We start from the raw sequence: 14,088 nt of genomic DNA, 5'->3' as shown, positions 1-14,088 counted from the left end.
CGGTCCGGTCATGAGCTTAGCCATGACGGAGACGTGATTTGAACGCGATCGGGCCGCTCCGTAGGTTGAGCCAAACTGTGCGGAGAATTGAATATGTTTGTCAAACGTCAGCGGGGGTGGGAATTGCCGGAGCATGCGGCAACGTCCGAGGCGGCCTTTCTGAATAGAAGACAATTGCTTGCTGCAGCCGGAGGGGGGCTCCTTCTGGGTGCTGGAGGCTTGCGTGCGAAAGCGGAGGAAGCGGTTGACCCGACCGCGGATCTCTATCCTGCCAAGCGCAACGAGCTTTATACGATTGAGCGTCCGGTTACGCCGGAGGCGATCAATTCGACCTATAACAATTTCTATGAGTTCGGCTCTCACAAGCGGATCTATCAGCGGGCCCAGGCACTCAATATCCGCCCCTGGGAAGTCCGTATTGATGGCGAGGTGGAAAATCCTTTCACCATCGAATTTGATGACCTGATCCGCAAGGTCTCGGTTGAAGAGCGGCTCTATCGTCACCGCTGTGTGGAAGCATGGTCGATGACGGTGCCCTGGTCGGGTTTTCCATTGAAGGACCTTGTGGCATTGGCCAAACCGTTGTCGAAGGCCAAATATCTCCGTATGGAAACCTTCCATAATCCTGATGTGGCAACCGGCCAGAAGCAGAGCTGGTACCCTTGGCCTTATGTGGAAGGGGTGACCATTGAAGAAGCGACAAATGACCTGGCATTTCTTGTTACCGGAGCTTACGGCAAGCCGCTTCACAAGCAATTCGGCGCGCCGCTGAGGCTCGCTTTGCCTTGGAAATACGGTTTCAAGTCTATCAAGTCGATTGTCCGGTTCTCCTTCACCGAAGAGCGCCCCGTGAGTTTCTGGGAGCAGATCCAGAAGAATGAGTACGGGTTCTGGGCCAATGTGAACCCGGAGGTCTCCCATCCGCGCTGGAGTCAGGCCCGGGAAACTGTGCTTGAAAGTGGCGAGAAAATTCCGACCCAGCTCTTCAACGGCTATGGTGAGTATGTGGCTCATCTCTATGACGGCCTTGAAGATAAGGAACCGCTCTATATGTAAGCGCCCGTCGCAGGACATAGACTAGGAACAGAGGCTCGCTCCGGCGGGCCTTTTTCGTTGCCCGCATAAAGTGCCAGACCTTGAACCTGAATCAGCGGCGGTGCTTCAGAGCGTGTTGCGCCAAAGTGGGAACCGGTTTGGCGACAAACAACTCGCGGACATAGAGCATGCGTATGAATCCTGTTCATCGCAAAATGCTCTAAGAGTTTGTTTCTGAGCGAGCTTTTATCTGAAAAATCTATCAACTTTGCAGAAGCGCGCTGTAGAAAAGAAAAAGCCGGGCTTCTGGAGAAGCCCGGCAAGTACTAGCTGCACAGGAGGATATGCAGCATAATCACCTTCAAAAGGGAGGTTGGAAACAGCCACCTTTGGGAGGAGGATAAAGTGTGACCGCTTCAACAACTTGGCGAGCTTATGCCACGCAGGCGGTTCCCGGAGCAAGTGAGACTTCCGCATGTCAGCTATGCAGTTTGCGCAGGGCTGTGTGAGGCACCGGTTTATCCTCCGAAGACCATCGCATACATCAACCTTCCGGGCACCAGAGTGAACAGGCCGGCCAGCATCAGTCCCCCGAAGACAAGGCTCTTCATAATGCGGGCATGTCGCCTGACATTGCCACGACGCGCCATCGTCCAGCCGCCGATGAGCCCGGCCAGTGTGATGACAGACAGAATATGGATCGGGCTGAAGGGTCCCAGCAGTCTTATCTCGAAGATGAGAAACGAGCTGAGTGCAACAATGGCCATCAGCGCTATCCAGAGGCGACCAAGCCAGCGATGAACCTCGGTCCCTTTGCGGCCGCTCAACAGGATGATTGTCAGCAGAAGCGCCGCGACGGCTGACAAAAGATGGATTTGAACCGGCAGACTTGCTGTTAAAAGAGGCGCTATTGTCATCATCTCGCTGTCTTACTAGTTTGATAGAGTGCTTGAAGCCTGAATCGGACGGGTCATCAAGCCGGGTTACGCAAACAGCCGGATCGGGTTCGTGAAATTCATTCGATTGCCATTGACGCTACGCGAACGACTGATTGAATCGCAATGGTTCTGGTCGTTCTGCATTCTTATGGGGGCTGTTACTTTTGCGTCTGTGATTGGTCCTTTCGGAACCTATATTCGTCTGGACTGGCCTCTGCGTATTGCTTACTGGGTCGTCCTTCTGGGGCCGGTCTGGCTGTTCGGACATTGGATGTTTCGCTCTGACTGGATTGCCGGACGCTGTGCCGCTTTGCCTGTTCCGAGAAGTCTGCTTCTGGCATTGCTTGTTTCCGTGCCGATCGCCGTCTGGGTGTCTTTGGTGAACAGGCTCTTTTTCCCTGAGGCGAATGAACTGCCTGGGTTGGTCTATCTTGTCGCGGTTGGTTTCGGGATTGCGCTGTTATGGAACTTCATCACAGATGCCTTCCTCGGGCAGATGCTGCCGTCCGGTGGCGAAATCAGAGAGGGCGATTCGGGTCCTGAGGATGATCCGGCCACTTTGGATGATGCGGAACCGGTGTTTTTTCGCCGCCTCAAGACGATCCGATTTGAGCAACTGACTCACCTGACAATGCGTGATCACTATGTGGAAGCCTGTGCTGCAGATGGGTCCGAGCTTGTTCTGATGCGGTTTTCGGACGCGATTTCGGAACTTGAAAACCTGCAGGGCGCTCGTGTGCACCGCTCGCACTGGGTCGTGCGGGCCGCAGTTCGCTCTGTCCTGCGCGAAAATGGTCGCTACAGCCTTGAGCTTCTCTCCGGTCATGTGGTGCCGATCAGCCGTTCTTATGTGAAAGAGCTGAAAGCGGAGGGATGGCTGGACTGATCATCCCCGAGAATGACGGTCATCCGTGGGGAAAGTTATCGAAAACGTAAAGAAAATGCGTTTCCCCTATGGTGCTTCCGATCATCTTGCGTTAAACACCGTCCAATCCCATTCAGGCTGACATTCAGCGGCGGGGCTCTGGTGCCCTGCGCCTATTTGCGAGCGCGATGCATGCCAAAACGTACCGACCTCAAATCCATCCTTATCATTGGTGCCGGACCTATTGTTATTGGTCAGGCATGTGAGTTCGATTATTCCGGAACCCAGGCCTGTAAGGCACTGCGTGAGGAAGGCTACCGGATCATTCTGGTGAACTCCAATCCGGCGACAATCATGACAGACCCGGATCTGGCGGATGTTACCTATGTGGAGCCGATCACGCCGGATGTGGTGGCCAAGATCATCGAGAAGGAACGTCCGGATGCGCTTCTGCCGACCATGGGCGGCCAGACAGCTCTGAACTGTGCCCTCTCACTGAAGAGCATGGGTGTTCTGGAGCGCTTCAATGTTGAGATGATCGGTGCCAATGCCGAGGCTATCGATATGGCTGAAGACCGTAAGCTCTTCAGGGAAGCCATGCACCGGATTGGCCTTGAGACCCCGAAATCCCGCCTGGCCAATGCGACAGATCTGAAGGCGGAAGACAAGCACCTGCGGGACGAGGCGCTGTTTGAGATCAGCAATGCGGATCTTGATGAAGCGACGCGCTCCGAGCGGCTTGAGAAATTCGAGTCCGAATGGGCTGGCGGGGAATATGAGCGGAAGGAACGCTACAAGACCCGTGCGCTTGCACTTGCGGCTGACGCGCTTGATTTTGTTGGTCTTCCGGCCATCATTCGTCCGTCCTTTACGCTGGGCGGAACCGGTGGCGGCATTGCCTATAACCGGGAAGAATATTTCCAGATCATCGAAAGCGGCCTTGATGCTTCTCCGACCACCGAAGTTCTGATTGAAGAATCCGTACTTGGCTGGAAAGAGTATGAGATGGAAGTTGTCCGCGACCGGGACGACAATTGCATCATCATCTGTTCCATCGAGAATATCGACCCGATGGGTGTCCATACCGGTGACTCGATCACGGTGGCTCCGGCGCTGACGCTGACGGACAAGGAATACCAGATCATGCGGAATGCCTCAGTGGCGGTTCTGCGTGAGATCGGCGTTGAGACGGGCGGGTCGAACGTTCAGTTCGCCGTCAATCCGGAGAATGGCCGTCTGATTGTCATTGAGATGAACCCGCGTGTTTCGCGGTCTTCCGCTCTTGCATCCAAGGCGACCGGTTTCCCGATTGCCAAAGTGGCGGCGAAACTGGCTGTCGGCTATACGCTGGATGAGCTTGAAAATGACATCACTGGCGGCGCAACACCTGCCTCCTTCGAACCAAGCATTGACTATGTGGTCACCAAGATCCCGCGCTTTGCGTTCGAAAAATTCCCGGGCTCTGACTCCAACCTGACCACGGCGATGAAGTCAGTTGGTGAAGTGATGGCTATCGGCCGGACTTTTGCCGAATCGTTCCAGAAAGCGCTGCGCGGCCTTGAAACGGGCCTTCAGGGTCTGGATGAAGTTGTTATTGCTGGTCTCGGTGAAGGGGACGACAAGAACGCGATCCGTGCAGCTCTCGGTACACCACGCCCGGATCGTCTGCTGAAAGTGGCCCAGGCCCTGCGGTTGGGCGTCAGTCATGACCAGATCTACAGCAGCTGCAAGATCGATCCATGGTTCATTGAGCAGTTCCAGGCCATTATTGATCTGGAAAATCTGGTGCGCGAACATGGTCTGCCAAACACGGTCTCCGGTATGCGCCGCCTGAAAGCCGCCGGTTTCTCAGACGCGCGTCTGGCCGTGCTGGCTTCGAGCACGGAAGCGGATGTGCGCAAGCAGCGCGCTGCTCTTGATGTGCACCCGGTCTATAAGCGCATCGACACATGTGCTGCCGAGTTTGCCTCACCGACCGCCTATATGTACTCGACATACGAGACCAGTCTTGCCGGTCTTGATGGCAGTGAAGCCCGCCCGACTGACGCGAAAAAAGTCGTTATTCTCGGTGGTGGTCCGAACCGGATCGGTCAGGGTATCGAGTTTGATTACTGCTGTTGTCATGCTGCATTCGCTCTTTCGGATGCCGGTTATGAAACCATCATGATCAACTGTAACCCTGAAACGGTTTCAACAGACTATGACACATCTGATCGCCTGTATTTCGAGCCGCTCACGGCAGAAGATGTGCTTGAAATCCTGCGGGTTGAGCAGAGCAATGGCACCCTGCATGGCGTGATTGTGCAGTTTGGTGGCCAGACACCGCTGAAACTGGCGCAGGCACTTCAGGATGCAGGTATTCCAATTCTTGGAACGTCTCCGGATGCGATTGACCTGGCTGAAGACCGCGACCGCTTCCAGAAGCTGCTGCATCAGCTTGAATTGAAGCAGCCGGTGAACGGTATCGCCCAGTCTGCAGAGGAAGCGCGCGAGATCATTTCCAGGATCGGTTATCCGGTTGTCATTCGTCCGTCCTATGTTCTGGGTGGCCGGGCCATGGAAATTGTCCGCGATGACAGCCAGTTTGAGCGCTATATCACTGAGGCCGTTGTGGTTTCTGGTGATAGCCCGGTTCTGATTGACACCTATTTGTCCGGTGCCATCGAGGTTGACGTTGATGCCTTGTGTGACGGCAAGGATGTGTTCGTCTGCGGCATCATGGAGCATATCGAGGAAGCTGGTATTCACTCCGGCGATTCCGCCTGTTCCCTGCCGCCTTATTCCCTCAGCCAGGACATTCTGGACGAGCTGGAACGACAGACAAAGGCTCTGGCGCTCGGCCTCAATGTTGGCGGCCTGATGAACGTTCAGTACGCTATCAAGAATGGTGAGATCTTCGTTCTTGAAGTGAACCCGCGCGCATCGCGCACGGTTCCGTTCGTTGCCAAGACCATTGGCTATCCGATTGCCAAGATCGCATCCCGGGTCATGGCCGGGGAAACGCTGGCGTCCTTCGACCTGAAGGCCAAGCAGCTGGATCACATTGCGGTCAAGGAAGCGGTCTTCCCGTTTGCTCGTTTCCCTGGTGTTGATACGGTTCTCGGCCCGGAAATGCGGTCAACCGGTGAGGTCATCGGTCTGGACCGTGACTTTGCCATTGCCTTTGCCAAGTCCCAGCTTGGTGCGGGCTCCAACAGCAGCGTTCCGAAAAAGGGAACCGTGTTTGTTTCCATGCGCGACCAGGACAAGGAACAGGCCGTCGATATGATGCGGCGTCTGGAAGCAAACGGTTTCCGGATTGTTGCAACAAGCGGAACGCAGCGTTTCCTGGCATCTCATGGTATTACCTGCTCAAAGATCAACAAGGTACTTGAAGGTCGGCCGCATATTGTTGATGCTATCAAGAACGGCGAGATACAGCTTGTGTTTAACACAACAGAAGGTATACAAGCTCTCGCTGACAGCCGGTCGCTGCGTCAGGCAGCCTTGATGAACAAGGTGCCCTATTACACGACGCTGTCCGGCGCGATTGCTGCGGCCAAGGGCATTGAAGCCTATCGGAGCGGTAATCTGGAAGTCAGGCCGTTGCAGGATTATTTCTGATCGGCATGCTTATTCGATCTCGGAAACGGTAAAGTCCACCACGGATTTTACCGGGTCCGGGCTATTATTGTCTCCGGCATTATGACGTCGGAAGCGGAGGATCGCTGAATATGGAAAAGATCCCAATGACGATTGAGGGCCAGATTGCCCTCCAGGCAGAATTGAAACAGCGCACGTCTGAAGAGCGTCCGCGCATCATCCAGGCTATTGCCGAAGCGCGCGCGCATGGTGATCTTTCCGAAAATGCGGAATACCACGCTGCCAAAGAAGCCCAGAGCCTGAATGAAGGCCGCATTTCCGAGCTGGAAGACAAATTGTCTCGTGCGGAAGTGATTGATGTGACCAAGCTGTCTGGCGACACCGTGAAATTCGGTGCAACTGTCACACTGGTCGATGAAGACACGGAAGAAGAGAAAACCTACAAGATCGTCGGTGATATGGAAGCTGATGTGAAGTCAGGCAAGATCTCGATCTCGTCTCCGATCGCACGCGCTCTGATCGGCAAGGCTGTGGATGATTCTGTGGAAGTGGCTGCACCGGGTGGTGCCCGTTCCTACGAGATCATTGAAGTCAAGTTCATCTGATCCTGTAAGACAGGCGATGTTTTGGAAAGCGACGGCTCTGGCTGTCGTTTTTTACGTTTCATCCAGTGGAACTGTCGGCTCGTCCTTGATCGCTCGCAGGGTGAGGGAGGTCCGGACACTGTCCACATTGTCTGCGGCGGTCAGTTCCTTGATGATGAAGTTCTGGAACATGTCCAGATCCGGGGCGACGCATTTGAGCAGGAAGTCGACCTCTCCGGACAGCATGTAGCATTCCCTGACCAGTGGCCAGTTTCTGATCTTGTCTTCAAAAGCGGCCAGATCCTGTTCAGCTTGACTGGTCAGGCCGACCATGGCAAAGGCCATAATCGGGTAGTTGGTCTGTTTCTCGTCCAGCAGCGCCCGATAACCGCGAATGATGCCGCCTTCTTCCAGTGCTCTGACCCGGCGCAGGCAAGGTGGTGCCGAAATGCCGACCCGCCGGGCAAGTTCCACATTCGTCATGCGGCCATCCTGCTGCAGCTCATAGAGTATTTTCCAGTCGGTCTCGTCGAGTCTGACTTTCACGGTGCGCCCGCCTGTTGTAGTAATGATCCTGCTTTGGATCCGGGGGCAGAATTTTGCGCATGAATTATATCATGTTGCGCAATCATGCTTCGAATCCGGGTAATTGTATAACTCAACTGCGATCATATCGGAACCGCTTTCGTGACAGAGACCAGGAATGACCAGTGTCTTGAAGGGCGACGTGCCTGGGTTCTGACAGATGGCAAGATGGGCGACCGGGCGCAATGCCTGGGCCTGGCCGAGCGTCTGGGGCTGGATATAGAGGAGCGGGTTGTGGCACCGGGCAGGCCATGGCACTGGTTTCTGCCGCGCGGGCCGATTCCTCCCGGAGACAGGCCGGATCAGCCGGGCAGCCCTGTTCATCCGCCATTTCCGGATCTGGTTATCGCATCCGGTCGACGGGCTGCAGCTTACCTTCCGGTTATCAAGAAGGCGTCTGCCGGGCGGGTTTTTACGGTTTTCCTGAAAGATCCGCGCATCGGTACAGGCTTTGCTGATTTTATCTGGGTACCAGCACATGACCGTCTGCGGGGCGGAAATGTGATGGTGACGGATACGGCTCCTCATCGGATCAGCCCTGATGTGCTGGAGAGTGCGCGCGCTGTCGTTCCGGAAGACTGGGTGCAGCTTCCGCGCCCCTGGCTGGGACTGGTTGTCGGCGATCCGACCGGAGGACGAGGTGATCAGGATCAGACTGGTTCAGCGGTGCTTGGTCAGCTTGAACCTCTGGTCCGGCAGGCGGGTTCTATTCTGGTGACGCCATCTCGCCGGACGCCAGCAGCTTTCCTGGAGGCTTTGTCTCAACATCTTGCAGAGAAACCGTTCTGGATCTGGTCCGGTGAAGGGGATAACCCCTATCGTCAGATACTGGCGCAATCGGACCTGCTGGCGGTAACTGGTGACTCTCATAATATGGTGAGTGAAGTGCTCGCAGCCGGTTGTCCGGTGTCGGTTCTCAGGCCACCGCAACTGAACCCGAAGCTGGCGCGATTTCTGGATAAACTGCCTCAACAGGGTGCAGTAGGGGATCAAAAGGCGTCCTGTGCAGCTGGCTATCCCCAGATTGACGCGACGCCGGCAATTGCTCAGGCTCTGGCACAGGCATTTTCTGATTTTCAGCAGTTGGTTACCAGTGAGAGCTGACCTATATGTCGGGAGATATGGTCGACTGTGTCACGGGAATCAGCCATATCTCTTGCTAACGTCCGCTTGGGATTGTTAGGTCGGACGTAGAACATATAAGGTTGAGCTTACCATGGCGCATTATCATTCGAAGACCATTATCATCGGATCAGGACCAGCTGGATACACCGCAGCCATCTATTCGGCGCGGGCCATGATGGAACCTATTCTGATTGCCGGTTTGCAGAAGGGTGGTCAGCTCACCATCACCACGGATGTGGAGAATTACCCTGGGTTTGCAGATACAATTCAGGGCCCCTGGTTGATGGAGCAGATGGAAAAACAGGCCGAGCATGTGGGAACGCGGCTTGTTCAGGACCATATTGCCTCAGTCGACCTGTCGGTTCGCCCTTTCCAGCTTGTTGCAGAAAGCGGTGACACCTATTCCGCTGATACACTGGTTCTGGCCACAGGTGCTCAGGCCAAATGGCTCGGGTTGCCGTCCGAGAAAAAATTCCAGGGCTTTGGTGTTTCGGCCTGTGCCACTTGTGACGGCTTTTTCTATCGCGGCAAGGAAGTGGTTGTTGTCGGTGGTGGTAACACGGCTGTTGAGGAAGCGCTCTATCTGACCAACCATGCCTCAAAGGTTTATCTGGTACACCGTCGTGATGAGCTGCGCTCCGAACGGATTCTCCAGGAGCGGCTGTTCCGTAACGAAAAAATTGAAATGATCTGGAACAGCGAGCTGGATGAGGTTCTGGGCAAGGATGGTTTCCCGCCAGCGGTTACCGGTGTCCGTCTGAAGAATACCCAGACAGGTGAGCTGACAGAAATGCCTATAGATGGCATTTTCATCGCTATTGGTCATGCTCCTGAGACAAGTCTTGTGAAGGATCAGCTGAAGCTGAAGGATTCGGGGTATATCTGGACGGCACCGGATTCAACTGAGACAAGTATTCCGGGGGTTTTCGCTGCCGGTGATGTGACGGATGATATTTTCCGCCAGGCTGTGACTGCAGCCGGAATGGGCTGCATGGCTGCACTTGAAGCTGAACGTTATATTGCAGAACATGAGGCTGCCAGCGAAGCTGCGGAATAAAGAATTTCGGGCCTGAAAGGGAGGAAACAGGCCATGGATTGGGACAAGCTCCGCATATTTCATGCGGCTGCTCAGGCGGGGAGCTTTACCCATGCGGGTGACAAGCTCCATATGAGCCAGTCGGCTATCAGTCGGCAGGTGAGTGCGCTTGAGCATGAGGTAGGCGTGCCGTTGTTTCATCGGCACGCGCGCGGACTTATTTTGACCGAGCAGGGCGAAACGCTTTATCGCACCGCGCATGAAGTGCTGGTGAAGCTTGAGTCTGTTCAGGCGCATCTCACCGATTCCCGTAACAAACCGACAGGCACCCTGCGGGTAACCACCACCATCGGCCTTGGCTCAACCTGGCTTGCGGCGCGCCTCAACGAGTTCATCGAACTCTATCCTGATCTGCAGATTGATCTGATGCTGGAAGATCAGGAACTTGATCTGGCTATGCGGGAGGCGGACGTGGCGATCCGCCTTAGAAAACCGACCCAGCCGGACCTGATCCAGCGGCGTCTGTTCACCGTTCATTTCCATCTGTTTGCGTCTCCAGCCTACATCAACCAGTTCGGCCATCCCGATAAGGTGTCTGATCTGGACGATCACCGGATTATCACCTTTGGCGAACGGGCTCCTGGCTATCTGAAGGAAATAAACTGGCTTGAGACAGCAGGTCGTTCTGCCAGTAACCCGCGATTGTCTACGCTGAAGATCAGCAATATTCTGGCCATCAAACGGGCTGCTTTGAAGGGAATAGGTGTTGCTATCCTGCCGGATTATCTGATCGACTCCGATTCCGGGCTTGTGCAGATTGATCTGGATGCCAATCTGCCGTCATTCGATACTTATTTTGTTTATCCGGAAGAGTTGAAGAAGTCAGCGCGCGTATCGGTCTTCCGTGATTTTCTGATTTCAAAGGCCAAGACCTGGCGTTTCTGATCTGCCCGGAATGTCCTGCTTCTCTCAATCCTGAGTGATCTGATCCTCAGATACGTGGGTCACGTGCTTGCCGTCAAAGTCATCGATGCCGTTTGTAATCGCGTAGCAGGCCAGACGTACGGCTTTGGGAATGCTGACGGGAACTCCGTTGCGTTCACCTTTCTCGTAATACTGAACCATACGCTTCTTGAGACCCAGACGGTCGGCTGCGTCCTTCTGCTTTAGCCCCATCTGTTTGCGCCAGGCCCTGAAGCCTTCAGGTGACATGATACCGCTCCCTCTATTCTGCGATGCAGAGTAGTAATGGTGCACTCAGTGCGCAATTGAAAAATTCTGTTTTTCGCAATTTTGAACCTCAAGACATCAAGCTCTGTTCCTGCTAGAGCTGGTGAGGGGGAGTGAACGTTGGAGCAGTGACATGCGCTGGAGAGGCCGTCGGCAGAGTTCAAATATTGAAGATAGGCGTGGAGCGCGGGGCCGTGGCTTTGGTCGCCGGTTGAGTGGTCGCCGGTTGCGATTACCAATGGGTCGCGGCGGTCGTCGGCGTGGCGGGAAACTCAGTATCGGCTTTCTGGTGGTCGCGGGTCTTGTGATCTGGCTGATGGGCGGCAATCCACTTCAGGTGCTGTCTCTGATGTTGGGAGGCGAGATTCCTTTGACACAGTCGTCGGGCAATTCTGGAAATAGCTCTGGCTCATATGAAGCGCAAACAGTTGGTCGGCAGGATGAAATGCGCCAGTTTGTTGCGACCGTTCTGGCGGATACCGAAGACAGCTGGCACAAGATCTTCAACGCCCAGGGGCAGACTTATCGTGAGCCAAAGCTGGTGTTGTTTACAGGACAGGTCCAGTCCGCCTGTGGCTTTGCCAGTTCTGCAAGTGGCCCGTTCTATTGCCCGGGTGACAGCAAGGTCTATATCGATCTGTCATTCTACAACGAACTTCGAAAGAAGTTCGAGGCGCCGGGAGACTTTGCTCAAGCCTATGTGCTTGCTCATGAAGTGGGACATCATGTCCAAAACCTGATTGGTGTTCTGCCGGAGTTCAATCGGATCCGCCGGTCTTTATCGAAGGCTCAGGAGAATGCCATGTCGATCCGAGTAGAGCTGCAGGCTGACTGTTTCGCCGGTGTCTGGGGCTTTCACTCCGAGCAGCAAGGACTTCTGGAAGAAGGTGATCTTGAAGAAGCGTTGAATGCTGCCACCCAGATCGGGGATGATGCAATCCAGAAACGTCTGCAAGGCTATGTGGTGCCCGAGAGCTTCAATCATGGGACATCAGAACAGCGGAAACGCTGGTTTCTCGAAGGCTTCCGCAGCGGCGAGATGCAGGCCTGCGATACCTTCGCAAAGGATGTGCGACTTTAGAGCACCAGACCTCTAGCTTGAGATCATGGAAGGTGCTTTAAGCTGCCGTTTCCTGAACGAGTTCGTCACCCTTGAGCTGGCGAATGTGGTTGATGAACCGCTTGAACAGATAATGGCTGTCCTGTGGGCCGGGATTGGCTTCCGGATGGTATTGTACGGAAAAGACCGGTTTGCCGCTGAGAGCCAGGCCGCAGTTTGAACCGTCAAACAGGGAAATATGGGTTTCTTCAACGCCATCCGGCAGGCTATCTGTGTCTACAGCGAAGCCGTGGTTCATCGAGGTGATTTCCACCTTGGATGTGGTGTGGTCTTTTACCGGATGGTTGGCGCCATGGTGCCCCTGGTGCATCTTCATGGTGGTTGCACCCAAAGCCAGGGCGAGGATCTGATGGCCAAGGCAGATGCCAAAGACCGGGATATCCTTCGCGACGATCTCTTTTACCATCGGCACGGCATACTCGCCGGTGGCTGCCGGGTCGCCGGGGCCGTTTGACAGGAAGACACCGTCCGGATTGTGCGCAAGAATGTCTTCGGCTGTTGCCGTTGCAGGAACAACAGTGACCTTGCAGTTCTCATTTGCCAGCAGGCGGAGGATGTTGCGTTTTACGCCGAAGTCCACAGCGACGATGTGGTAGGCCTCAGCCTGGCGCTCACCGAAACCTTCCGGCCAGGTCCAGGGTGTTTCGGACCATGTGTAGGTCTGTGGGCAGGTGACTTCCTTCGCCAGATCCATTCCTTCAAGGCCCGGCCATGCAGCAGCTTCTGCTTTCAGCGCGTCAATGTCGAATTCGCCGGTTTCGGAATGAGCAATCACCGCGTTCGGCATGCCTTTTTCGCGAATGAGTGCTGTCAGGGCACGGGTGTCGATACCGCTGATGCCGATAATGCCACGAGCTTTCAGCCAGGCATCAAAATGGCGTCCGGAGCGGTAGTTTGACGGGTCTGTGATATCGGTCTTCAGCACACATCCGCGAACACCGGAAGATGATGCCATGTTGACGGTCTCGATATCTTCGTCATTCGTGCCCACATTACCGATATGCGGGAAGGTGAAGGTGATGATCTGACCGGCGTAAGACGGATCGGTCAGGATTTCCTGATATCCGGTAATGGCGGTGTTGAAGCAGACTTCACCGACAGCGTGGCCAACGGCGCCGAGGCCCTGTCCCTCTATGACTGTCCCATCTGCCAAGACAAGGAGAGCGGTTGGCTTCGGATCTTCCCAGACATTCGTGACCATGGCTTGCGTCCTGCAGATGTTCGTATAGTGTAGCGCACTCTTGATCGTCGCGCGTGACTGTGCGTCCGCTTCTCATGCGGGTGCGGCAAACAGGGACCGGCGGCTGTCGAGAGTTGGCTGAAATTAGGCGAAAGCGGTCAGCCCGTCAAGCACGAAGATGGAAGTTTTTTCTTTGTAAAAACAATAGCTTGATGTATTTCCTCGTGAATCATACTCATTGAATGAGCCCGATAGAAGAACAAAGCGGAGTGACTTGCTGATGCGTGAGAAGCTGAATGACAGTCTGAAGCAGGCAATCAAGGCCAAAAATCAACGGCGGGTGAGTACTCTCAGGCTCATTCTGGCTGCTATCAAAGATCGGGATATCGCCAATCGCTCCGATAACAAGGACCCTGTAACGGATTCTGATATCCAGCAGATTCTCGGCAAGATGATCAAGCAGCGCAATGATTCCATCAAGGCCTATGAAGAGGCGGGTCGTCTTGAGCTGGCAGAGCAGGAAAAGGCCGAGATCGACATTATCCGCGACTTCCTGCCAAAACAGATGTCTGAGGACGAGGTGCGCGCTGTCTGCTCATCGGCTATCGAGACTTCAGGTGCCCAGGGCCTGCGCGATATGGGCAAGTGCATGGCTGTTCTGAAAGAGAAATATCCCGGCCAGATGGATTTCAGCAAGGCCAGTGCGATTGTTAAGGAGCTGTTGAAATAGGCGGGTTTCAAAAGTCCGCTTGGCATCCTTGTGACGAAAATCGTAAACTGAAAGCGACACGCTTTTCATCGGGGCTAC

General features: G+C 54.8%; 13 protein-coding genes. 9 read left to right on the top strand and 4 right to left on the bottom strand.

Annotation, left to right across the window (positions count from 1 at the left end):
* Positions 1–93: 93 nt before the first annotated feature.
* A complete protein-coding gene (gene msrP, locus RA157_RS03115; RefSeq protein WP_350335019.1) occupies positions 94–1,056 on the top strand; it encodes a protein-methionine-sulfoxide reductase catalytic subunit MsrP in 963 nt (320 codons plus the stop codon).
* 497 nt (positions 1,057–1,553) lie between these two features.
* Here the strand turns inward: msrP and RA157_RS03110 are convergent, their stop codons facing one another.
* Positions 1,554–1,955 (bottom strand): DUF2306 domain-containing protein, encoded by a 402-nt coding sequence (locus tag RA157_RS03110; RefSeq protein WP_350335018.1) that lies wholly within the window; start codon positions 1,953–1,955, stop codon positions 1,554–1,556.
* 88 nt (positions 1,956–2,043) lie between these two features.
* Here RA157_RS03110 and RA157_RS03105 point away from each other — a divergent pair, with 88 nt between their 5' ends.
* The 3 genes from RA157_RS03105 to greA all read left to right on the top strand — a co-directional run bounded on the left by RA157_RS03105 (position 2,044) and on the right by greA (position 7,025).
* Positions 2,044–2,859, top strand: coding sequence for a LytTR family DNA-binding domain-containing protein (locus tag RA157_RS03105; protein WP_350335017.1), 816 nt, complete (start codon positions 2,044–2,046; stop codon positions 2,857–2,859).
* 171 nt (positions 2,860–3,030) lie between these two features.
* Positions 3,031–6,441 (top strand): carbamoyl-phosphate synthase large subunit, encoded by a 3,411-nt coding sequence (gene carB, locus RA157_RS03100; RefSeq protein WP_350335016.1) that lies wholly within the window; start codon positions 3,031–3,033, stop codon positions 6,439–6,441.
* 110 nt (positions 6,442–6,551) lie between these two features.
* Positions 6,552–7,025: a transcription elongation factor GreA gene (gene greA, locus RA157_RS03095; RefSeq protein WP_350335015.1), complete on the top strand. Its 474-nt coding sequence runs from the start codon at positions 6,552–6,554 to the stop codon at positions 7,023–7,025.
* A gap of 51 nt (positions 7,026–7,076) precedes the next feature.
* On the opposite strand, the gene RA157_RS03090 is transcribed toward greA, so the two are convergent.
* On the bottom strand, positions 7,077–7,550 hold the full coding sequence (locus tag RA157_RS03090; protein WP_350335014.1) for an Lrp/AsnC family transcriptional regulator: 474 nt from the start codon (positions 7,548–7,550) through the stop codon (positions 7,077–7,079).
* A 141-nt stretch (positions 7,551–7,691) separates the two neighbouring features.
* Here RA157_RS03090 and RA157_RS03085 point away from each other — a divergent pair, with 141 nt between their 5' ends.
* The 3 genes from RA157_RS03085 (at position 7,692) to RA157_RS03075 (ending at position 10,695) form a co-directional block, all read left to right on the top strand.
* On the top strand, positions 7,692–8,693 hold the full coding sequence (locus RA157_RS03085; protein WP_350335013.1) for a mitochondrial fission ELM1 family protein: 1,002 nt from the start codon (positions 7,692–7,694) through the stop codon (positions 8,691–8,693).
* 112 nt (positions 8,694–8,805) lie between these two features.
* Positions 8,806–9,771, top strand: a complete 966-nt coding sequence (gene trxB, locus RA157_RS03080) for a thioredoxin-disulfide reductase (protein WP_350335012.1) — start codon at positions 8,806–8,808, stop codon at positions 9,769–9,771.
* A 33-nt stretch (positions 9,772–9,804) separates the two neighbouring features.
* Complete coding sequence (locus RA157_RS03075; protein ID WP_350335011.1) at positions 9,805–10,695, top strand: LysR family transcriptional regulator; 891 nt, start codon at positions 9,805–9,807, stop codon at positions 10,693–10,695.
* 24 nt (positions 10,696–10,719) lie between these two features.
* On the opposite strand, the gene RA157_RS03070 is transcribed toward RA157_RS03075, so the two are convergent.
* Positions 10,720–10,962 (bottom strand): helix-turn-helix domain-containing protein, encoded by a 243-nt coding sequence (locus RA157_RS03070; protein WP_350335010.1) that lies wholly within the window; start codon positions 10,960–10,962, stop codon positions 10,720–10,722.
* Between the two features lie 151 nt (positions 10,963–11,113).
* Between RA157_RS03070 and ypfJ the strand changes: the two genes are divergently transcribed.
* Positions 11,114–12,061, top strand: coding sequence for a KPN_02809 family neutral zinc metallopeptidase (gene ypfJ / locus RA157_RS03065; protein ID WP_350335009.1), 948 nt, complete (start codon positions 11,114–11,116; stop codon positions 12,059–12,061).
* Between the two features lie 37 nt (positions 12,062–12,098).
* On the opposite strand, the gene carA is transcribed toward ypfJ, so the two are convergent.
* The gene (gene carA / locus RA157_RS03060) at positions 12,099–13,301 is read right to left on the bottom strand and encodes a glutamine-hydrolyzing carbamoyl-phosphate synthase small subunit (RefSeq protein ID WP_350335008.1); all 1,203 of its coding nucleotides are present in this window, start codon (positions 13,299–13,301) and stop codon (positions 12,099–12,101) included.
* A gap of 259 nt (positions 13,302–13,560) precedes the next feature.
* Between carA and RA157_RS03055 the strand changes: the two genes are divergently transcribed.
* Complete coding sequence (locus tag RA157_RS03055; RefSeq protein ID WP_350335007.1) at positions 13,561–14,010, top strand: GatB/YqeY domain-containing protein; 450 nt, start codon at positions 13,561–13,563, stop codon at positions 14,008–14,010.
* The last annotated feature ends 78 nt before the right edge of the window (positions 14,011–14,088 follow it).

It is taken from the genome of Coralliovum pocilloporae (genome assembly GCF_030845175.1).
GTDB lineage: Bacteria > Pseudomonadota > Alphaproteobacteria > Rhizobiales > Cohaesibacteraceae > Coralliovum > Coralliovum pocilloporae.
Note: the sequence above shows the minus strand (reverse complement) of the source record. Positions and strands in the feature narration are given on the sequence as shown.

What these genes read in the sequence shown, in the direction of transcription:
- RA157_RS03070 (WP_350335010.1), bottom strand. Translation starts at nt 10,962, where the DNA reads ATGTCACCTGAAGGCTTCAGGGCCTGGCGCAAACAGATGGGGCTAAAG.
- msrP (WP_350335019.1), top strand. Translation starts at nt 94, where the DNA reads ATGTTTGTCAAACGTCAGCGGGGGTGGGAATTGCCGGAGCATGCGGCA.
- carA (WP_350335008.1), bottom strand. Translation starts at nt 13,301, where the DNA reads ATGGTCACGAATGTCTGGGAAGATCCGAAGCCAACCGCTCTCCTTGTC.
- trxB (WP_350335012.1), top strand. Translation starts at nt 8,806, where the DNA reads ATGGCGCATTATCATTCGAAGACCATTATCATCGGATCAGGACCAGCT.
- RA157_RS03055 (WP_350335007.1), top strand. Translation starts at nt 13,561, where the DNA reads ATGCGTGAGAAGCTGAATGACAGTCTGAAGCAGGCAATCAAGGCCAAA.
- greA (WP_350335015.1), top strand. Translation starts at nt 6,552, where the DNA reads ATGGAAAAGATCCCAATGACGATTGAGGGCCAGATTGCCCTCCAGGCA.
- carB (WP_350335016.1), top strand. Translation starts at nt 3,031, where the DNA reads ATGCCAAAACGTACCGACCTCAAATCCATCCTTATCATTGGTGCCGGA.
- RA157_RS03075 (WP_350335011.1), top strand. Translation starts at nt 9,805, where the DNA reads ATGGATTGGGACAAGCTCCGCATATTTCATGCGGCTGCTCAGGCGGGG.
- ypfJ (WP_350335009.1), top strand. Translation starts at nt 11,114, where the DNA reads ATGCGCTGGAGAGGCCGTCGGCAGAGTTCAAATATTGAAGATAGGCGT.
- RA157_RS03110 (WP_350335018.1), bottom strand. Translation starts at nt 1,955, where the DNA reads ATGATGACAATAGCGCCTCTTTTAACAGCAAGTCTGCCGGTTCAAATC.